The organism is Arthrobacter sp. TMN-50, assembly GCF_054511125.1.
In genome coordinates this window covers 53282-72572 of sequence record NZ_JBTNDG010000009.1, presented here as the reverse complement: position 1 = coordinate 72572, position 19291 = coordinate 53282, and the positions used below count along the sequence as shown (strand labels likewise).

General features: G+C 62.0%; 17 protein-coding genes and 4 riboswitches. Of the genes, 5 read left to right on the top strand and 12 right to left on the bottom strand.

What is annotated here, in order from left to right:
- Positions 1-178 precede the first annotated feature (178 nt).
- The 4 genes from ACX80A_RS11525 to ACX80A_RS11510 all read left to right on the top strand — a co-directional run bounded on the left by ACX80A_RS11525 (position 179) and on the right by ACX80A_RS11510 (position 4796).
- The gene (locus tag ACX80A_RS11525) at positions 179-1675 is read left to right on the top strand and encodes a putative bifunctional diguanylate cyclase/phosphodiesterase (protein WP_459259853.1); all 1497 of its coding nucleotides are present in this window, start codon (positions 179-181) and stop codon (positions 1673-1675) included.
- A 167-nt stretch (positions 1676-1842) separates the two neighbouring features.
- Positions 1843-1959, top strand: a riboswitch (SAM riboswitch).
- 198 nt (positions 1960-2157) lie between these two features.
- Complete coding sequence (locus tag ACX80A_RS11520) at positions 2158-3039, top strand: MetQ/NlpA family ABC transporter substrate-binding protein (protein WP_459259852.1); 882 nt, start codon at positions 2158-2160, stop codon at positions 3037-3039.
- 69 nt (positions 3040-3108) lie between these two features.
- Positions 3109-4137, top strand: coding sequence for a methionine ABC transporter ATP-binding protein (locus ACX80A_RS11515; protein ID WP_459259850.1), 1029 nt, complete (start codon positions 3109-3111; stop codon positions 4135-4137).
- The gene (locus ACX80A_RS11510; RefSeq protein ID WP_459259849.1) at positions 4137-4796 is read left to right on the top strand and encodes a methionine ABC transporter permease; all 660 of its coding nucleotides are present in this window, start codon (positions 4137-4139) and stop codon (positions 4794-4796) included. The genes ACX80A_RS11515 and ACX80A_RS11510 overlap by 1 nt, the downstream gene beginning before the upstream one ends.
- A 24-nt stretch (positions 4797-4820) precedes the next feature.
- Here the strand turns inward: ACX80A_RS11510 and ACX80A_RS11505 are convergent, their stop codons facing one another.
- The 7 genes from ACX80A_RS11505 to thiC form a co-directional block, all read right to left on the bottom strand.
- A complete protein-coding gene (locus ACX80A_RS11505; RefSeq protein WP_459259848.1) occupies positions 4821-5570 on the bottom strand; it encodes an endonuclease/exonuclease/phosphatase family protein in 750 nt (249 codons plus the stop codon).
- Positions 5555-7021, bottom strand: a complete 1467-nt coding sequence (locus ACX80A_RS11500; RefSeq protein WP_459259847.1) for an MBL fold metallo-hydrolase — start codon at positions 7019-7021, stop codon at positions 5555-5557. The genes ACX80A_RS11505 and ACX80A_RS11500 overlap by 16 nt, the downstream gene beginning before the upstream one ends.
- Entirely contained in the window at positions 7011-7913 is a 903-nt protein-coding gene (locus tag ACX80A_RS11495; RefSeq protein WP_459259846.1) for an HAD family hydrolase, read from the bottom strand. Before ACX80A_RS11495 ends, ACX80A_RS11500 begins: the two co-directional genes overlap by 11 nt.
- Positions 7914-7923: 10 nt before the next feature.
- Positions 7924-9270 carry an extracellular solute-binding protein gene (locus tag ACX80A_RS11490; protein WP_459259845.1) on the bottom strand — a complete coding sequence of 449 codons (1347 nt, stop codon included), beginning with the start codon at positions 9268-9270 and terminating at the stop codon, positions 7924-7926.
- A 75-nt stretch (positions 9271-9345) separates the two neighbouring features.
- Complete coding sequence (locus ACX80A_RS11485; RefSeq protein WP_459259843.1) at positions 9346-10317, bottom strand: carbohydrate ABC transporter permease; 972 nt, start codon at positions 10315-10317, stop codon at positions 9346-9348.
- A gap of 55 nt (positions 10318-10372) precedes the next feature.
- Positions 10373-11407, bottom strand: a complete 1035-nt coding sequence (locus tag ACX80A_RS11480) for a carbohydrate ABC transporter permease (RefSeq protein ID WP_459259842.1) — start codon at positions 11405-11407, stop codon at positions 10373-10375.
- 193 nt (positions 11408-11600) lie between these two features.
- Complete coding sequence (gene thiC / locus ACX80A_RS11475) at positions 11601-13331, bottom strand: phosphomethylpyrimidine synthase ThiC (protein WP_459259840.1); 1731 nt, start codon at positions 13329-13331, stop codon at positions 11601-11603.
- A riboswitch (TPP riboswitch) is annotated at positions 13324-13433 on the bottom strand. It overlaps the preceding gene by 8 nt.
- A 105-nt stretch (positions 13434-13538) precedes the next feature.
- Positions 13539-13646: riboswitch (TPP riboswitch) on the top strand.
- Between thiC and ACX80A_RS11470 the strand changes: the two genes are divergently transcribed.
- Entirely contained in the window at positions 13639-14931 is a 1293-nt protein-coding gene (locus ACX80A_RS11470; RefSeq protein ID WP_459259839.1) for an MFS transporter, read from the top strand. Its footprint overlaps the riboswitch before it by 8 nt.
- Before the next feature lie 6 nt (positions 14932-14937).
- Here the strand turns inward: ACX80A_RS11470 and thiD are convergent, their stop codons facing one another.
- From thiD to ACX80A_RS11445, 5 genes are all read right to left on the bottom strand, one after another.
- Positions 14938-15810 carry a bifunctional hydroxymethylpyrimidine kinase/phosphomethylpyrimidine kinase gene (gene thiD / locus ACX80A_RS11465; RefSeq protein WP_459259838.1) on the bottom strand — a complete coding sequence of 291 codons (873 nt, stop codon included), beginning with the start codon at positions 15808-15810 and terminating at the stop codon, positions 14938-14940.
- Positions 15807-16478: a thiamine phosphate synthase gene (thiE, locus tag ACX80A_RS11460; RefSeq protein ID WP_459259837.1), complete on the bottom strand. Its 672-nt coding sequence runs from the start codon at positions 16476-16478 to the stop codon at positions 15807-15809. The genes thiD and thiE overlap by 4 nt, the downstream gene beginning before the upstream one ends.
- Positions 16475-17308, bottom strand: a complete 834-nt coding sequence (thiM, locus tag ACX80A_RS11455) for a hydroxyethylthiazole kinase (RefSeq protein WP_459259836.1) — start codon at positions 17306-17308, stop codon at positions 16475-16477. Before thiM ends, thiE begins: the two co-directional genes overlap by 4 nt.
- A riboswitch (TPP riboswitch) is annotated at positions 17300-17402 on the bottom strand. It overlaps the preceding gene by 9 nt.
- A gap of 67 nt (positions 17403-17469) precedes the next feature.
- Positions 17470-17931, bottom strand: coding sequence for a VanZ family protein (locus ACX80A_RS11450; protein WP_459259835.1), 462 nt, complete (start codon positions 17929-17931; stop codon positions 17470-17472).
- 421 nt (positions 17932-18352) lie between these two features.
- Positions 18353-19288 carry a sugar kinase gene (locus tag ACX80A_RS11445; protein WP_459259834.1) on the bottom strand — a complete coding sequence of 312 codons (936 nt, stop codon included), beginning with the start codon at positions 19286-19288 and terminating at the stop codon, positions 18353-18355.
- Positions 19289-19291 lie beyond the last annotated feature (3 nt).

Below are 19291 nucleotides of genomic sequence, written 5' to 3'. Positions count from 1 at the left end.
TGTTTTCTTCCACCGCCGTTGACTGGCTCCGCTCAACTGGCTCATGGGCTTGCGCCCTTATCCGCCTAAGCGGCTGGTGTGAGTATCGCCCTGAACCTCAGCATCCCAGCGACCCGAGTTATCCGGTCCGCGGGAACATGAAATTTCGCCCGTATTACCAGGAAAGCGAATCGCCTCTATGATCGATCCAGCACCAAATGAGTCAGTCAACGAAGCGCCCGACACCCGAATTCATGCCGACCCGACGGTCGATCACAGCATTTTGTCTTATGAGCAGGCACTCGAGGAAATTCGTCGCTGCGCCATTGACCAGGCAACTGATCCTGAAACGGCGCAGGCAAGCTTTGACCATCTGATGACCCATGACCCGCTCACGGGCCTGCTCAATAGGGCTGGGTTCCTCACCGAGCTTCGGGTTCTCCTGGCAGAGCCGACCGCAAACGAGCGGAACCGAGCGATCCTTATTCTGGATCTCGACCACTTCAGGGCGGTCAACGTGGACCTGGGGATCGCTGCCGGAGATGAGACACTCAACGTAGTGGCCCAGCGGCTCGCTGCCGCAGTCCATCTCCCCGCGGTCATCGCCCGGTTGTCCGGGGTCGAATTCGCCGTCGTGAGTGATTTTGTTGGTGCAGCAGATGCGCAATTGTTGGCCACGGAGCTACTTTCAGTCCTGAGCGCTCCGATGGTTGTCGGCAACTCCACGGTTGAAATCACGGTCAGTATTGGGGTCGCGGTGGCCAACAGGAACGAGACCCCTGACCGACTTGTCGGGCGCGCCGCCGCAGCCCTGTATCAGGCAAAGAAGCGTGGCCATAACCGGTGCGAAGTGGAGTTCGGCCATGACGATCCCGACGACGGACGGCTCAACCGGCGTAGCGAACTGCGCCGGGCCATCGAGGACGAAGAGTTTCGCCTCTTCTACCAGCCGCAGATTGACCTCAGCAACGGCCAGATGAATGGATTCGAGGCATTGGTGCGCTGGGATCACCCCGATAAGGGCCTGCTGGCACCGTCAGCTTTCATCGACTTCGCCGAAGAGTCGGGTCTGATCCTGCCGCTTGGCGCCTGGGTGATCGATGCAGCCGTGGCGCAACAGGCCGAGTGGCACCGGTCAGCGCCGGGCCGGCCGCCGGTTCGTATGTCAGTCAATATCTCGGCCATCCAGCTTAGCGATCCGCGCCTTGAAGAAGTGGTCACCGCGGCACTCCTCCGCCACAACGTGGACCCGGGACTCCTCACCCTTGAGATCACCGAAACGGCGCTTACCGAAGACCCGGTTGCCGCATTGCGGACCCTGGAGATCCTCAATGCGCTCGGCGTGCGCCTGGCAATCGACGACTTCGGCACCGGCCAATCCAGCCTCACCTATCTCAAGTTTTTCCCAATCGACGAGCTGAAAATCGACCAGTCATTCGTTGCAGGACTCACTACCGACAGTAAAGACCACGCGATTGTGGCTTCCTGCATCCAGCTCGCCCATGCGACGAGCCTGATTGCTGTTGCCGAGGGCGTTGAGACACAAGATCAGTTGCACACACTGAATGGGCTGGGATGCGACCTCGCTCAAGGCTACTTCTATACCCGTCCCATGTCGGCCGAGGACCTCGAACCGTGGTTCGCACCACGGCCCGACAATGTGCGCCTGGGCGATCATTGTTTGGTCAATCAGTAGCGGCCGCAGCGATACAGGTCGGGAAGCCGACTGATCGACTCCTCTTTCCCAAGGGCGATTCTTCCACCGGGGCCGCATGAACGGGACGGCTATGCCGCGCCGTTTATGACGATCCATAACGGCGACGTTTTGACCCACTAAATTTTCTGCCCTAGCGTGATCTCCAGAATCAAGAGTGTCAACCAAAGGCCCTGGCCGGTTGACCAGCAACCCTCTCCCGTAGCGGGGTGCTCCAGGTGAAGATTTGGTCGCCGGAACAAGTCCCCGGACGGCAAGTACGGCGTACCCGGTACTGACCCCGTTGAGGGATCGTGGTGGTTACCGCCCGCGATCCTGAAGCGAGCCAGCATGTAGCCCCAAGGAAATTCCGCCCGAATGTCGCTGCAGTTTTCGCAGCACTTCGAACACTTCTTATCTCCTGATCCAGCGGCCACCCGTCCAGTGTTCCCCGTCGGCTGGATCTAACTCAAAGGAAAATCATCATGAAATCCCGGAAACTTCTGTCTATCGCCGTCGTCCCCTTCCTCGCTTTTGCCGTTGCGTGCGGCTCCGCGGAGGGCTCCGAGTCCGGCAGCGAAAGCATCAAACTCGGCGTCGTGGGCGCCAGCGACCCGGAGTGGGGCCTGCTGACCGAGGCCGCTGCCGAGGAAGGCATCGACCTGGAAGTCATCGACTTTGCCGAATATACCCAGCCCAACCCTGCCCTGAGCGAGAGCGAACTGGACCTCAATCAGTTCCAGCACTTGGTGTATCTCGCTCGTTACAACGTCTCCAGCGGCGAAGAGCTCACTCCGATCGGGTCAACCGCCATCTACCCGCTGGGCCTGTACTCCACCCAGTACGGATCGGTCGAGGAGATCCCTGAAGGCTCAACGGTCGCCATCCCCAACGACGAAAGCAACCTCGCCCGCGGGCTGCTGGTGCTCCAGTCCGCCGGACTGGTAGTGCTCGACGACGGCGGGAGCGCCTTCTCCACGATCGACGATATCGACGAAGAAGCCTCCAAGGTTACCGTCACGACTCTTGAAGCGTCATTGACGCCCACATCGCTGCCCGACGTCGCGGCCGCCATCATCAACAACGACTTCGTGCAGGATGCCGGCCTGAACTTCGAGGACGCCATAGCCCAGGATGATCCGGCGGATCCGGCGGCCGCCGCGTACGTAAACGTCTTCGCCGCCCGCGCAGGCGAGGAAACCAACGAGACCTACCAGAAGCTGGTCAGCATCTACCAGGAAAACCAGGAAGTTCAGGACGCCGTTCAGGAGACCTCGGGTGGGACCGCCGAGTTCCTCCAGGTCACCCCTGAGGAGCTGCAGACGACCCTCGGCACCGTCGAGGAAGACACCCGCGCCCAAGGCTAGCCAGTCCTCCCTCTCCTGCGGCCGGCCCGCGATCCCGGCCGGCCGCAGAGTCATTCATCAAGGAATTTCATGCCTCTCATTTCATTGCAGGGCGTCACCAAAAGCTTCCCGCCGGGCCGCCGCGGCGACGCCCCGGTGCACGCCATTGACAACGTCAGTCTCGACATCGAGGCCGGGGAAATCTACGGAATCATCGGCTACTCCGGTGCGGGTAAAAGCACCCTGGTTCGCCTGATCAACGCCCTCGAAAAGGCCACCAGCGGCACCATCATCGTCGACGGCCAACAGGTCACCGGCGTCCCGGACAGACAGTTGCGTAGGCTGCGTCTTGACATCGGAATGATCTTTCAGCAGTTCAATTTGTTCAACGCCAAAACGGTGTGGAACAACGTCGCCTACCCCCTGCGCGTCGCGGGGAAGAGCCGCGACGAGATCCGGGCGCGCGTCACTGAACTCCTCGACTTTGTGGGGCTGGCGGACAAGGCTTCCAATTATCCGGAACAGCTGTCCGGTGGCCAGAAGCAGCGCGTCGGCATCGCCCGGGCGCTGGCCACCTCACCGAAAATCCTGCTCGCTGATGAGGCAACGTCGGCCCTGGACCCCGAAACCACTCATGAAGTGCTCCGCCTGCTGCGAAGAGTCAACGAGGAATTGGGCATCACCATCGTGGTGATCACCCACGAGATGGACGTGATCCAGACCCTCGCCACAAAAGTGGCGGTGATGGACAGTGGCCGGATCGTGGAACAGGGTGACGTGTTCGACGTCTTTTCCACACCGCGCGAAGCCTCCTCACAACGGTTCGTCTCCACAGTGGTGCGGGGGATTCCCTCAGCTGACGAACTCGCAGTTCTGCAGGAGCGGCACACCGGCCGGATTGTCACCTTCTCCTTCCGCGACGGGGATTCCTCCCAGGCATCGGTCTTCCTCGAATTGGCGGCGGCGGGCGTCGAGTTCGAGCTGATCTATGGCGGCATCAACGACATTCGGGGGCGGGCGTTCGGCCATCTCACCCTCGCACTCACCGGGCCCGACGGCGCTGTTGACGCGGCACTGACCGGCCTGTCCGGTCGCATTACTGTGAAGGAGCTCAGCTGATGGATTCCCTCATTACCCTTACCCCAGAACTGTGGGAGGCCACCTACGAAACCCTCTACATTGTCGGGTTCAGCCTGCTCTTCGGCGGGTTCGGCGGACTCCTGCTCGGCATCGGCCTCTACACCACGCGGGCCGGGAGCATACTCGGCAACAGCGCCGTGTTCAGTACCCTGAACATCATTGTCAACATCTTCCGGCCCATCCCTTTCATCATCTTCCTCGCCGCCGCACAGCCTCTGGCCCGGGCGGTCACCGGAACCGGGATTGGTAACAGCGCCATCATCTTCACGCTGTCGCTGGCCGCCGCGTTCGGGATCAGCCGCATCGTTGAACAGAACCTGCTGACTGTCCAACCCGGGGTCATTGAGGCGGCACGATCAGTTGGCGCCGGACGCCTGCGCATCATCCTGACCATCCTCCTCCCCGAAGCCCTCGGGCCGCTGATCCTCGGGTACACGTTCATCTTTGTGGCCTTGGTCGACATGTCGGCAGTCGCCGGGTACGTGGGCGGCGGAGGGTTGGGTAACTTCGCCATCCAGTACGGTTATCGGCAGTTCAACCCGTGGGTCACCTGGGCCGCGGTGATCGTGATTATCCTGCTGGTCCAGGCGGTGCAGTTCCTTGGTAACGTGCTGGCCCGGAAGGCGCTCAGGCGGTAACCGCGAACGCCTTCCGTGCCAGGCTCAGAGGTCAAATCCGTAGGTGGTAATGACGGGTTTGTGGTCAGAGGGTGCAATGTCCCCGTGAAAAAAGTCCACGACCTCGGTGCTGAGCGCACGGATGTTTCCGTAGTGGAACTGGAAGTCGATGACCCATGGTGTGGTTGGTTGAGGCCAGGTGGGGACCGTGGGCCAGGTGGGCGCTGGAGTTACTCCGAGTGCAGAGTAGGAATCCTGCAGGCCCGCGGCATGCAGAATCCGCGTGACGTGCCAGGACTCGTTGAGATCACCCATGAACAGCACCGGATCCCCGTGCGCACCCAGGAGGGCGACTGCGGCTCCCGCAGCTTCGGACTGGGCGATCCGTGGGTTGATGTGCTCGGTCAGTTCGCGTTCCGTCCCGGGGAAGCAGAAGTGTGCCGTGCTGACTATGAAGGTGGTCCCGTCCTGGGCTGCGAGCCGAACCCAGAAGAGCTTTCGGTCGCGGTGAATCTCGTCCACCCCGATGCCGATGTCCACGGCGCCATGCTCCACCTCGGTGAACAGTCCGGCGTTCCACCAGATTGAACTCTCGTGGCTCCACCCTCGGTCTTCGTCCTCGACCCGTCGGTGGTGGGGAAGCTCACTGTCGATCACCGCGCGGGTGGCGGGACGAAGTTCCTGGACGGCGTAGATGTCGGGACGACGTGTGCGAAGCAGCGCCCGGAGCGCGGGCTCGCGTTCCGGCCAGCGGGTGTCCGCCCAAACGTTGTGGGTCATTACAACGAAACGCATGGGATCATCGTCCTTTCTGAATCAGCGCCGCGTGCGCCCCGCGCGAAGGGGCCGGGCTGGGATAGCCGGAAGGATTGCCCGCGTGTGGGAAGGATGAGGGGTGTGGAGGTGCGCGGGAAGAGGTCAGGGTGGGAACTGTGCACGGCCGCGACAGCTCCCGGACGAACGGTGTCGACGAGCCAGGCGAGGTCATCGGGACTGGCATGGCCGCCGGAGTCAAGCCAGACAAAGTCCAATCCGAGAGTTGCCACCCAGGCCTGCAACGAGGTCCATTCCGGGGCCCATGCACCCAACGGCTCCCCATTGGAGTGAATCAGCACATCGCCCCGGCCGGCTCCAGCGGCCAGCGCCACCCAGCGGTCTGGCACCTGCAGTTCCACGAGGAAGCTATTGCGGTTCCGTTGAAGGTCGTCGATGGTTACCTGCGTCTCACCAGTGGTGACGCGGTCCGTGTCGCCACCTGTCGCAAGGACGGCGACGGCGGCGCCGTCGTCGTCGGGGTGGGGACTGCTCAGGCCGTGACGCACCGCGGCGCGCCAGCCGGCGATAGTTTCCGGGCGGAGTACCAGGGTGCGCCCGTTCGCGAAGGCCGCATCACGCAGGCTGGCCAAGCGGCGCAGGTTACGGGGGTAAGGGGTCACGAACGCCAGCCCGTCGGTGAGCGCCAGGATTCCGTCGACCCGCTCGGACACCTCAGCTTCGGATAGTGGCCTGACCGGGCTGGTGTCGGGTCTGAGGGTGGTGCCCTCGGTGATGAGCAAGTCGACCCCGGACGCACGCTCTGCGAAGGCTGCCATGCGTTCCGGTGCGTGGCCGTGGCCACGCCAGTCCCCCGTCCAGGCAATCCGCCGGTCCCCTGCGCGCAGAACAAACCCGGCCGCGCCGGGGACGTCATGGTCGACGTGCACGAGTTCCAGGTCCAGGTCACCGACGAGCACGTGTTCACCCTCGTCCAGACCGCGGACCGTGGCCGGAGTGCCCGGCAGAACCCCCACCTCTGTCAGGCCCGCGTGCAGCGCTGCGCCATCGGAACTCATCAACACGGGAACCGCCGGGTTGACGAACGGGAGGAGCGCGCAGTGGTCATTATGGTTGTGGCTGACGAAAATGCCCATCGCCTCGGGCCGTTGCAGGAGGGAAGCGTTCTCCAACAGCCGTCCACGTGTCCGCATTGGTTTCACCGCGGACGCAACACTTCCTCCGAAGGGGGCAAGTTGGTCCGGGTCGTAAAGTCCTTCCACCAGGGGTGCCATTCCAGCCCGCAACTGAGCCACGAGGTTCCCCTCCGAGGGTGCAGGAGAGGCGCGGGAGAACAAGGAACCGGTGGGATTTGGGGTTGTCCCGAAGTCGAAGAACAGGGTCGAGGTGCCCAATTGGACGGCGGCTTGAACCCCGCCGATGGTGGTGGTGCCATTGAAAAAGGTCAGGATCGGTTCGTGGTCAGATGCCATCGGGTATCTCCTTGAGTGCGGTGGCGAACGAGGAAAAATCAGCATGCCGGGCGCTGGACCAGCGCGCGCCCGGATCAATCTTCAGCGGGTCGATGTGAACGGTCAGGCAGCCCCGCTCCGCGGGCGGCAACAGGTCATTCCAAAGGTTGTCCCCCACCACTAGTACCTCTCCTGGGTCTGTGTCCCAGTGGTCCTTCGCGTGGGTGATGAGTTCCGCACATCCTGCTGGCTTGCGGGCGTCAAAACGCACCATTTCGAACGGCTGGCGTAGGTTGAGTCGCTGTACCAGCGGGCCGGCGAGTTCCTCAGGAGTGTTGGTGGCCAGCAACAGTCGGCGTCCATCTCCGAGGCGCTGCAGAACATCATCCAGGTGTTCGGATCGGATCAGGGTGGTTGCCTCGGCATTGACGAACCGGCGGGCGCCGGTAAACGCTTCACGCAATAGACGCTGGTCGGCTCCACGGCGGGCTGCCAGCGCTCCGATGATTTGCCATTGATCGCCTAGATAGCGCAGCGGTCCGTCATGGCTCACGCCACCCCGCAGATCGTCGGGAAGGGGCACCGGGTTACCGTCCCAGTCTGTGGCAGTGGTTGCCGTCCATTGGGGGGCGTGGACGACGACACCGCGGGTTGGCTCGACGAAACAACCTGGAGTCACGGCGGGGTGGGTCCGTTGAAGCACAGCAGCTATTTCTTCCCGGAAGCCGTTGCCACCCCCGTTGGGTAGCATCTTTTCCAACCCCGTTGCGTAATGGTCCGTCATGCGGGGGTCGTCATGCAGCGTGCCGTCCAGGTCGAACAGCACCACCTCGACTGCAGCGAGGTTCTCGAATGGTGCGGGAAGCATCGCCCCAACGTGGGTAGGTAGAAGGTTCGCGGAACATGTAGGCATGGTGACATCCTCAGTTCTGCGGTGCGGCTTCGAGGAGGCTGGTTGCTTCGCCATCCATGCGCTCCGCCGCTTCCTGCGGGGTCAACCGACCCAGCACCACTTCTTCGACCACTCCAGTGACCATGTCATCGATGGCGTTGCCAGCAGCGGTGGGCGGCATGATCTGGGCGTTGATGAACACGTTGTCGAAAGCTTCAGCTTTCTGCGGGTTTTCCTTGTAGTTGGTGCTCAGAATGTCGGTGTCGAGGGCGCTTTCCACGGCCGGTGAATAGCCGGTGCGCGCCGCATAAATGGACTGGGCTTCCGTATCAGCAAACCAACGCATGAAGAGCCACGAAGCAAGTTCCTGCTCAGGATCGTCGGACGAAAGGATCACGTGATTCCCGCCGAAGAGTTGAGTGATGGGTTTGGCCGATTCCTGCGGTGTCATGGCCACAGACCACTGGAACTTGTCCTGAATCTGCTCGATTTTCGTTGAGGTCCGTGCCGTGGTGCCCAGCTCGGAAGCGGTGCGCTCGTTGGTGAATTCCTGCTCGGTGTCCGCCGCCGTATACACGAGCTCCTCTTCGAAAAGGAGGGCAAGCAGCTCCAGGGATTCAATGGATTCGGGGGACGTGAACTGGGTGGTCGCTGCTTTGGGGTCGTACGGGTCAATGCCTTTAGAGCGCAGCATGTTGTAATACACGCCGTTCTTGCCTGTGCCCATGGCGGAATAGGGCAGCCCGGTTTTGTCCTTCATCTGGCGTGCCTGCTCCAGAAATTCCTCCCAGTCGGCGGGGGGTGCCTCAATTCCGGCCTCGGCGAAAAGGTCGGCGTTGTAATACATCCCCATGCTGGAATTGCCATGAGGCCAGGACAAGGTGCTTCCGTTGTAAGCGTCCACCCGTTGCCGGGCCAGGACGCCGTCAACGAGATCATCCATGTCCTCGTCGGGCACGCCGTACTGTGTACTTTCAATGTACGGATCGAGGGGTTCGATCACACCGTTTGCCACGTATTCGAGCGTGTCATTTTCGTAGGCCATGGTGACATCGGGGGCGCCCCCGCCGGCCAGGGATGCGCGGACGGCCTGGTTGAGCTCCTGGTAGGAGCCTTTAAAGGACTCGTTGACCACGATGCCCCACTCGTTCGTCTCGTTGAACTCCTGAACCATTTCGGTGATCGCTTCACCGTAAATGGTGGCCTGGATGTGCCAGAAATCTATTTCCACCCCCTCCGGAAGCTCGCTGCTGTCAACACTTTCCGTGCTGGCAGCAGCGTTTTCCGAAGCACCTGCGCCACCACCGGCGCAGGACGTGATCACCAGCGTGCTGGCGAGAAGAAAGGAGGGAAGGACGGCTTTTTTTGGCAGAGTCATGGGACAGGCACCTCCGGTGCGGTTAGGGGGTTGTTGTGCAATGGGTGGGATGGTCGGTGGACGGGCCAGCTGGCTTCAGCCCTTGACGCCGAAGGCTGTGAGGCCTTCCACGAAACGGCGTTGAACAAAGAGGAAGAAGATGATGCCCGGTATTGCGACCAGTGTCGTGGCCGCCATCAGCAGGTGGTGGAGGGAGCCTTCATCGCCGGAGAACGCCATCAGCCCAAGCTGGACCGGCCGGATGGATTCGCTCTGGGTGGCAATCAGGGGCCACAGCAATTCGTTCCACCGTCCAATAAACCCGAACAGCACCACGGTGAGTACCGCGGGCATGGTCATCGGAACAAGAACTCGCCACAGGAAGGTCCAGTGGGATGCCCCGTCCATGCGGATGGCGTCCCAGTAATCGCGAGGCACCGCCATAAACGCCTGTCGCAGCAGGAAGATCGCAAACGCTCCGGCGACGCCGGGCAGGATCATCCCGGCATAGGTGTCATACAGCCCGGACCCTCCCTCCCCGAAGAGGTCATTGCCGCCCGCGAAAGGGATCTGTCGGATCAGCACATAATTGGGCACGATTCGCGCCTCGAAAGGAATCATCATGGTGGCCAGTACCACCAGGAAGAGAAGATTATTGAACCGGAACTTCATCCGGGCAAAGGCATACGCGGCCGTGATCCCCGTGACGAGCTGCAAGGCGGTGCCGAGCACCGCAACAATCAGGCTGTTGAGGAAATAGCGTCCGAACCCGGACGGCGGCCCATCCCACGCCTCGGCGTAGTTGGACCATTGCGGATCCGACGGCAGCATCGTCGGCGGTGACAGGTTGACTTCCTGGAAAGTTTTCAGGGAGCTTGTGATCATCCAGGCGAAGGGGAACAGCATGACGGCCGCCCCGGCGATCAATGCGGTGTACAGGACAATCCTTCCAGCGGTCCGGCGCCAGCGCTGGAGCGCGTAGGTCCGGTCGGACTGGTTGAGCGGAGCGGCCGGATACCGGGTGCTGGTAGGGGCATCAGTCGCATTTTCGATGGTGTGCAGTGCCATGGGCGGTTCCGCCTTCTCGGTCTGGTGGTGGGGGGTCTGGAATTCCGAAGGGAACTCAGTCGTAATGCACGCGCCGCTCAGCGAACCGAAATTGCACCAGGGTAACGATCAGCAGAAGAAGGAACAGGAGCATGGACAACGCCGCGGCGAATCCCACCGAACTGGGACGCTCGTAGAGGTGGCGGAAGATGAGCACCGGTAGCGTCAGGGTTGAATCCAGTGGCGAACCGGCACCTGCCCCGTAGCCACCGCCACTGGTGAGGACGTATACCTCGTTGAAACTCTGGAAAGACCGGATGGTGGACACCACCAGGAGTAGGAACAGGGTTGGTGAAACCAGCGGCATGGTGATGCGGGTGGCCATCTGCCACGAGTTCACCCCATCCATCCGAGCGGCCTCTTTCACCTGGGGATCGATCGTAATCAAGCCGGCCAGGATGATGACGACGGCGAAACCCAACGTGTTCCACACGCTGAACGCCATCACACACACCAGGGCTACGCTGGGCCCGGCCAGGAACCCGGGAACGCCGTCAGGCCAGCCAATGCCTACGGCACCCAGCAGCTTGGGTACGAGGGGATCGGGGTCCAGCAGCCATTGCTGCGGGGGCAGCCCCAGCCACTCCATCACCGAGTTGAGCAAGCCGACCTGGGGATTGAGCAGCCAGACGAACGCCAGCCCCGCGGCGACTGTGGACGTGATGTACGGGACGAAATAGGCGGTACGCAGCGCGGTCAAGAACCGAATCTTCGAATTGAGCAGATTGGCAATCACGAACGCGATCACGATAGTCGCTGGTACGGTACCCAGGACGTAAAAGCCGGTCACCACCAGGCTTTGGCCAACTTCTCCGGGTGCTCCTCCCGGGGCATCACCGATCTGCTCGGCAATCCTGATGTAGTTGTCCAGGCCGATGAATTGCTCGGGCTGGATACCCCAACGCCATAAACTCATCCACCCGGACAAAAGGATTGGATAGATGTCGAAGGCCCACAGCAACACCAGGGTGGGCGCCAAATAGACCGCCGGTAACCACAACCGCTCCATGCGTTGCCGCTTCCGCCGCCGCGCGATAATTTCTGATGACATGTGGTTCGCTTTTCCCATCTCAACTGCCTGATGGGAGCAACGCTATGGAGCTAGAGCGAATCCGAGATCAACCTGGAGTGACCCCGGAGGAAACAGTGGGTAACGTCCTGAAAGCCACGTCACCCACTGCATTGCGCGGGCTCGGCGGGGAAGCGGCCGTCACCTGCGTGCTCCTTCGCCAGCCCGCTAACTCCTAGTTTCGGGGGAGAACCGGCGCGGGAAGGTAGACCTTGCCCCCGGCGGCGCGAAATTCGGAGGACTTACCAGCCATCCCGGCGATAGCCTCCTGCGCCGAGGCGCCTCCAAACTGGTCCCTTATGTCCTGGGAGATCCGCATGGAACAGAACTTCGGTCCGCACATCGAGCAGAAGTGGGCGGTCTTCGCCGGTTCGGCGGGAAGTGTTTCGTCATGAAACTGCTCAGCAGTCTCGGGGTCCAGCGAAAGCGCGAACTGGTCGCGCCACCGGAACTCGAAGCGTGCCTTCGAGAGGGCGTCGTCCCGATCCCCGGCGCCCGGATGTCCTTTCGCCAGATCGGCGGCATGCGCGGCGATCTTATAGGTGATCACTCCGGTCTTGACGTCGTCCCGATTGGGCAGGCCGAGGTGTTCCTTCGGCGTCACGTAACAGAGCATGGCGGTGCCATACCGGGCTATTTCGGTCGCTCCTATTGCTGAGGTGATGTGGTCGTAGCCTGGCGCGATGTCGGTAACCAGGGGGCCAAGGGTGTAGAACGGCGCACCGTCGCACAATTCTTGTTGCCTTTCCACGTTCTCCCGAACCAGGTGGAAGGGGATGTGGCCGGGTCCCTCCACCATGACCTGGACGTCGTAGGCCCAGGCCCGCTTCGTGAGTTCGGCGAGGGTGTCCAGTTCGGCGAACTGCGCGGCATCGTTAGCGTCAGCGATAGAACCGGGCCGCAGGCCATCTCCCAGTGAGAAGGCGACGTCGTACCGGGCGAAAATCTCACATAATTCGTCAAAGCGCGTGTACAGGAAGTTTTCCTGATGGTGGGCCAGGCACCACCCGGCCATGATCGACCCGCCGCGGGAAACGATGCCCGTGACGCGCTCGGCGGTGAGCGGAACGTAGCGCAGCAGTACCCCGGCGTGGATGGTCATATAGTCGACACCCTGCTCGCACTGCTCAATAACAGTGTCACGGAAGATTTCCCAGGTGAGGTCGCTAGCCTCCCCGTTTACCTTCTCCAATGCCTGGTAGATGGGTACGGTGCCAATGGGCACTGGGGAGTTGCGGATGAGCCACTCACGGGTGGTGTGAATGTCATCTCCTGTGGAAAGGTCCATGACGGTGTCCGCGCCCCACTGGGTGGCCCACTGCATCTTGCTAACTTCCTCGGCGATCGAGCTGGTAACCGCCGAGTTGCCGATATTGGCGTTGATCTTGACGAGAAAGGCCTTGCCGATGATCATCGGCTCCGATTCGGGGTGATTGATGTTGTTGGGAATGATTGCGCGCCCGGCTGCGACTTCGGCCCGAACCAGTTCGACGTCGCAGTTTTCGCGCAACGCGACAAACCGCATCTCCTCGGTGATGACCCCGCGACGTGCGTAGTGCATCTGCGTAACAACCCTGCCGTCGCGGGAACGCAGTGGGATGGGCTGCACACCCTTCCACTCCTGGGAGGAACGCCCGCGACGGATCGCCGACCTGCCGTCGTCGAACAAATTCCGTTCGCGCCCCTGGTACTGCTCGACGTCGTTCCGGCCGGTGATCCAGGGCTGCCTCAGTGGTGGCAGGCCCACCACCGGGTCACTGCCTGGGCCGGCGGTACGGTAGACGCGGAGTGGTTCGTTGGGGCGGTTGCCCGGCGAGTTTTCGAGGGCGATTTCGGTGACGGGCACAGCGATGCCGTGCTCAGAATCGTGGACATATGAAAGGGACTGCGAATTAACGGCACTCAAGGTTCCTACTTCCTTCGCCGGCATGACCCGGACAGGTTCGACGGTCAAGGGCTGCATCAGCCCAATCTCAGCCCTTGCAATAGGGCACCCGTGTGGATGACACGACACTAACATCCCGTCCGCCAATGTCGGACATGACGCAGGCACACGGGGCTTTAGGGACAAAAATGTCGGAGAGGCATTCAACGTGCTCTAGTGTTTGCAGAACAAACACCACACGGGAGCCCGCGCCACGGGCTGAGAGGAAGCTGAAGCAGCTTCGACCGTTGAACCTGTCCGGGTAATGCCGGCGAAGGAAGTGAGATCGATGCCTCATATCCGCGCACTTAACGCGCCCAGGAAGACCATGCCGCTCGACGCGCGGCGAGCCGTACGCGGTGGGATCTTCGGCAACTACGTCGACCAGTTCGACATTTTCCTACCCGTCATCGCCCTGGCACCCGCGGCCGCCCACCTGTTCGGTCCGGAAAATCTCGCAGGCAACGCAGGACTGATTTTCATTGCGACCCTCCTTGGAAGACCGTTGGGGGGCGCAATTTTCGGTCCGATAGCGGATCGGATCGGTCGAACCGCCACGACCCAGGTGGCGTTGTTAGGCATCGCGGTGACGACCCTGCTCATCGCCCTGGTTCCCGGTCATACCGTTCTTGGCGGCGGGACACTGGTGGCTATTATTGCCCTACGATTCGTCGGAGGGATTTTTCTGGGCGGCGAGTACACATCGGCGATTCCGCTCGCGATGGAATGGTCGGAACCAAGGCGACGCGGCCTGGTCAGCGGACTCATCATGTGGATGTCGCCGTGGGCCAATGCCAGCATTGCGGCCCTGGTCTTCGGCCTTCTCACCGTGCTGAACGAGGATGCGTACAACGTTTGGGGTTGGCGGATCCCGTTCCTGCTCGGATCCTTGCTGGCATTCGGCATGCTGGTCTTTTACCGGAAGCGTGTTGGGGATTCTCCCGTCTGGAAGCGGTCGCCCAAGCGGGTAAACCCACTGAAGGACATTCTGGTTGGTGAGCACCGCCGCGAACTGTGGCAGGTTTTTCTGTTGATGAGCGGCTTGTGGCTTTTCACCTATATGGCGATCCCCACGCTGGCCAGTGAACTGGCATTAGATGGGCTCCTGGGTGCGAAAGCCATTTCTTTCACCATGATGTGTGCCACCGCGGCGTCCGCTGTGTTCATGGCGGCCTGCGGGCACGTATCGACCTACACCGGGCGGCGCTCCTTCTTCATCGGATTCGGTCTGCTTGGAGCGGTTCTGGCCCCGATGACGTTCCTCGGTGTGTTTTCCACCGCCAGCATCAGCGGCGTGGTGGTGCTGGTGGTGGCCCTGCAGATAGTGACGGTTTCCGGATACGGGCCCGTGGGCGCCTACCTCGTTGAACGCTTCCCGGCGGCGGTGCGGTCCAGCGGGTATGGCGTGGGGTACAGCCTTTCCATCGTCCTTCCCGCCCTCTACCCGTATTACCTGCCCCCGTTGCAGGACATGATGGGGCGGCACGAAGCCATCGCGGTGCTGCTCGCTTTCGCCGGTTTTCTGGTGCTCGTCGGTGGATTCATCGGACCCGAAACAAACAGGACACGCCATCTCCACTGATGGCGGTTAGTGCCCTCCGCGCGTGGTTGTTTCCGCTGTGGCCCATAACCGGTGGAAGTGGTTGATTGGCCCGTTGCCCTGCCCGACGTGTAATTCGTCGGCGTGAATAAGTGCGTCCTGCAGCCAGTCCTTGGCCTGGGAAACAGCAACGGACCACTCACCCGTGCGAGCCATGACGGTGGCTACGGCGGAGGACAACGAACATCCAGTTCCGTGAGTGTTCTTTGTGGTTACCCGCGGGGAAGAGAATTCGACAACGTCTCCTCCCGTAGCACCTACGACGCTCATAGCATCGACGAGAGCGTCAGGGCTGGTTTCCCCTGCCAGATGGCCGCCCTTGACGAGCACAACGGTCCCGCAGGCCCGGGACAAGTTCCGGCCCTGTTCAATCGCTGCGAGCCAATCCGCGGCGACAGGTTCATCCAGGAGGCCCGCCAGCTCGGGAAGATTCGGGGTGACCAGATCCGCCTGGCTCACCAGCTCCCGCAGCGCGGCCTCCGCATTGGACGCCAAGAGCCTGTCCCCGCTGGTGGCGATCATGACCGGATCCAGGACCACCACCGGCGGCCGCACCCGGTCAAGCCAGTCGCGAACGACGGCAATGGTCGCCGCATCTGCGAGCATGCCGATTTTCACCGCATCGATCGCCACGTCATCACTGACCGCCTCAAGTTGCTCGGCGAGAAAGCGTGCCGGGGGTGTGTGTACGGAGCGGACGCCACGGGTGTTCTGCGCCACGAGAGAAGTGACAACGGCCATCCCGTATCCGCCCAGGGCGGCGATACTTTTCAGGTCTGCCTGAATCCCAGCCCCTCCGGTCGGATCTGTCCCGGCAATGCTGAGGACCCGCGGAATACTGCGTAGATCGCGACTCTTCACCGGCGCCACTCCGCCCTCAGGTCTTCGGCCGCTGCCTGTGGATCGATGGCGGTGCAGACCGCAGACACGACGGCCATTCCGGCAGCGCCCGCATCCCGCAGCGGACGCGCGTCGGCACGGCTGATGCCGCCAATCGCGACGCAGGGCAGGGTGCTTGACTCAATGAGGGCTCTGAAACCGTCAACGCCCAGCGGCCGGGGATGATTCGCCTTCGTGGCAGTGGCGTGAATGGCCCCAACCCCCAGATAGTCCACCGTCCCTTCAGGCAGGCGGTGCGCCGTCTGGATCTCCGGTCCAGTTGCCGCGCTCAATCCAACAATGGCTTCCGGCCCTACGAGGGTGCGAACCAGCTCCGCGGGCAGGTCGGACTGGCCAACATGCACTCCGGCCACCCGTGCCCCTGCCGCCCGCGCCGCAAGAAAGATGTCCACCCGGTCATCGACCAGCACCGGGACCACGTTTCCTACAGAGTCCGCGACCGCCATCAGCAGGTGCAGCAAATCCCGGGATGACGCCTCCTTGTCTCGCACCTGAACCACCGTTGCTCCACCCGCCACCGCTGCGGCAGCCACAGCGGTTACCGTTCGCGGAACGCACTGGCTGGTATCGGTTACCAGGTAAAGCGGGAGGCGCTGCCTAAAATCTGGCCTGGTATTCGGCTGGTTCACCGGATGCCGTCCGGCGTGGCTGCATGGCGGAGGTTCAATGCGGTAACGACGTCGTCGGGAGTGACGCCCGCCAATCGGTCAACGAACCCGACTGCAAAACTTCCCGGCCCGTGCGCTCCCCTAGCTGCCTGCTCCGCTGCAACGGTGTAGACGGCTGTTGCCGCCGTGGCCGCGAGCAGAGGATCATCGGTCAGGGAAGCGAAGGCGGCCATGACTGCGCCGAGGGCGCACCCACCACCTGTCACCTGGGTCAGCAACGGGTGTCCGTTCGCCACGGTGACGGCTTCGCCGTCGGGACCCGTGATCAGGTCCACTGCACCTGACACTGCCACCGTTGCGGAGAACGCGGCAGCAAGATGCTTTGCGGCCTCCGCGGCTGCCACGGGACTCTCCGTCGAATCCACCCCTCTGCCTCCAGCACCTGCCCCGGCCAGAGCCAGGATTTCCGAAGCATTGCCGCGGATGATGCTCGGTCGACGCTCAACAAGTTGACGCGCCAGCGCGGTGCGGACCGTCAGGGACCCAATGGCCACCGGATCCAAAACCCATGGAATCCCGGCGTCACTGGCCGCAGAAACGGCCTCAACCATCGCGGCCCGCTGCTCCTCCCGGGGAGTCCCCAGATTAATCAGGAGTCCGGAAGCCACGGACGTGAACTGTCCCGCTTCCGAGGGGATATCCACCATTGCGGGGGCCGCACCGACGGCCAGCAAAACATTCGCCGTGAAATTTGTGACGACAGCGTTGGTAATACACTGCACAAGCGGTCTCTGGACCCTCAAAGCGTCAACGAGCACGGCACAGTCAAACGATGTATAGCGAATAGCCATCCGCGACATCCCTTCGCTAGTTCGAACTAGATCAGGTTCAACGGGTGTGAATTCTCAGCTGCACCGTTGGCGGTCAGCACCCCGTGTCACTACCACCACCCTAGAGGACGTAAGCACGGCGGGCGGAAAGAGGACATTACACGGCCTCTTTTGGATCGAGGCTATTCGCCTGTTCGGCGCCTGCGACGGGTCTCCAAGGCGCCAATTCCAGCCGCCAGTAGCGTGCCGATAGCGGCACCTAGGGTATTCATGAACCAGTCGTTCGTGTCGCAGGTGCGGCCAAGGCTCGGCGTGAGCGCCTGAATAATCTCGATAAGGGCTGACAGGCCTGAGACTGCGAAGAGCACCGGCAGTGGGCGCCGCCATCCAAGAGCTGCAAACAGTGTCAGCGGAAGCAACATCGCGACGTTGGCCAGGGGTTCAATCCCTTGGAACGGTCCCGAGAAGTGGACCAGGCAAAAGGTGGTGGGCTGGCTGGTCGACGGGGTGACGGTCAGCGCGAGAGCACCGATCAGGCCAATACACGCAAGGACCAGAAGCGCACGGGACTTCCCAAACCGGTGGAGCAGCCATCCGAGGAAAGCGCTCGCGGCGACTGCACTCCACAAGAAAATAGGTGCCACTGATGAATGCTGTGCAAGGAAAGAGCTGATCACCGCAGACTCCTTCGCCTAGGGAAAGACAGCGCCCCGGATCGAAAGCCTGGGGTGTATCCCACGAGTGTAGAGGCTAAGTCCTTGCCAGCTGTGGACACGGCACGCCCACCGAGTGTCCCGGGCGGCAACCTCGCCAATACATGACACGAGAATGCTCAGGGTACCGAGAATGCTGACAAGAATGTTCTCGACTCAGTTGACTCGTGGTTTGAGTACAAGAGATAGGCGCACCATCAACGTGGGTACCGGGACGTAGATGAGCACGCTGGCCAGGAACACCTGGTTGATGGCGAGGGACGTGGTCGCCACTAAACCGTCGAGCGCGGCGTTGAGAACGTCCGCCCGGCCCAGGCCCAGGCGACGTGCCCTCTTGCGTGGTCCAGTCGTCTCAGCGAATTACGGGTTCGGGCACTTCAAGCAATGCGAGCTCCGATCGCCGGGGCAGCCCTTCCCAATCACCGGGCACCAGACAAGCAAATGCGCCCGTCCGGACCGCTGTCAGCAAACGCTGCGGAACGGTTTTGCCGGCGAGAAGTTCCCCGAGGTAACCCCCTACGAATGCGTCCCCCGCACCCACGGTGTCAACAGCCTCGATTGCGATGGCGGGTTGATGGTACCTCTCCTCGTCGACCAGGGCGACGCAACCTGAAGCCCCCAGCTTGATTACTGCCTCAGTCGGACCGAGCGCCACCAGCCGTTTGGCGAGGAGGGTCGGACTGTCGGCTTCGCCCACTGCGATCGCGGCCTCGTCATCACCGGCGAAGACAATGTCGCATTGGGGAATGAGCTCAAGATAGGCCTTGCGGGCAGCTTGCGCTGACCAAAGCGAGGAGCGGTAGTTGAGGTCGAACGAGATCGCGAGCCCAGCAACTTTAGCGCACTCAATGGCATATCTGACGGCGTCGGCTGCGGAGTCCGACAATGCCGGTGTAATGCCGGTGAAGTGCAACAGCTGTGCCCGGGGAAACAGGTCGCAGGGGATGTCGCCCCTGCCCAGATGTGACCCGGCACTGTCACCGCGATAGTAGGACACCCGAATGGAGTTCGGGGTTCGCCGCTCCTTGATCATGAGGCCAGTCGACGCGGAAGGGTCACTGATACACAGAGCGTTGACCCCCTCGGCGAGGAGTTCACGCTGAATCAGTTGTCCGAAACTGTCATCACCGATCCGGCCGATCCAGGTGGCCGGTGCACCCAACCGCTTCAACGCAACGGCAACATTGCTCTCGGCGCCGCCGATGCCTATGGTGAGGGACCCCGCGTGGGAGAGTGGCCCAACACCCTCCGTTTTCAGCAGCGCCATCGTCTCACCGAGGGTGATCACGCC

Excerpts from the sequence above, each read along its gene's own strand:
- ACX80A_RS11490 (WP_459259845.1), bottom strand. The coding sequence starts at position 9,270 with ATGACTCTGCCAAAAAAAGCCGTCCTTCCCTCCTTTCTTCTCGCCAGC.
- ACX80A_RS11505 (WP_459259848.1), bottom strand. The coding sequence starts at position 5,570 with ATGCGTTTCGTTGTAATGACCCACAACGTTTGGGCGGACACCCGCTGG.
- ACX80A_RS11495 (WP_459259846.1), bottom strand. The coding sequence starts at position 7,913 with ATGCCTACATGTTCCGCGAACCTTCTACCTACCCACGTTGGGGCGATG.
- ACX80A_RS11485 (WP_459259843.1), bottom strand. The coding sequence starts at position 10,317 with ATGGCACTGCACACCATCGAAAATGCGACTGATGCCCCTACCAGCACC.
- ACX80A_RS11500 (WP_459259847.1), bottom strand. The coding sequence starts at position 7,021 with ATGGCATCTGACCACGAACCGATCCTGACCTTTTTCAATGGCACCACC.
- ACX80A_RS11480 (WP_459259842.1), bottom strand. The coding sequence starts at position 11,407 with ATGTCATCAGAAATTATCGCGCGGCGGCGGAAGCGGCAACGCATGGAG.
- ACX80A_RS11515 (WP_459259850.1), top strand. The coding sequence starts at position 3,109 with ATGCCTCTCATTTCATTGCAGGGCGTCACCAAAAGCTTCCCGCCGGGC.
- ACX80A_RS11520 (WP_459259852.1), top strand. The coding sequence starts at position 2,158 with ATGAAATCCCGGAAACTTCTGTCTATCGCCGTCGTCCCCTTCCTCGCT.
- ACX80A_RS11470 (WP_459259839.1), top strand. The coding sequence starts at position 13,639 with ATGCCTCATATCCGCGCACTTAACGCGCCCAGGAAGACCATGCCGCTC.
- ACX80A_RS11525 (WP_459259853.1), top strand. The coding sequence starts at position 179 with ATGATCGATCCAGCACCAAATGAGTCAGTCAACGAAGCGCCCGACACC.
- thiM (WP_459259836.1), bottom strand. The coding sequence starts at position 17,308 with ATGGCTATTCGCTATACATCGTTTGACTGTGCCGTGCTCGTTGACGCT.
- ACX80A_RS11510 (WP_459259849.1), top strand. The coding sequence starts at position 4,137 with ATGGATTCCCTCATTACCCTTACCCCAGAACTGTGGGAGGCCACCTAC.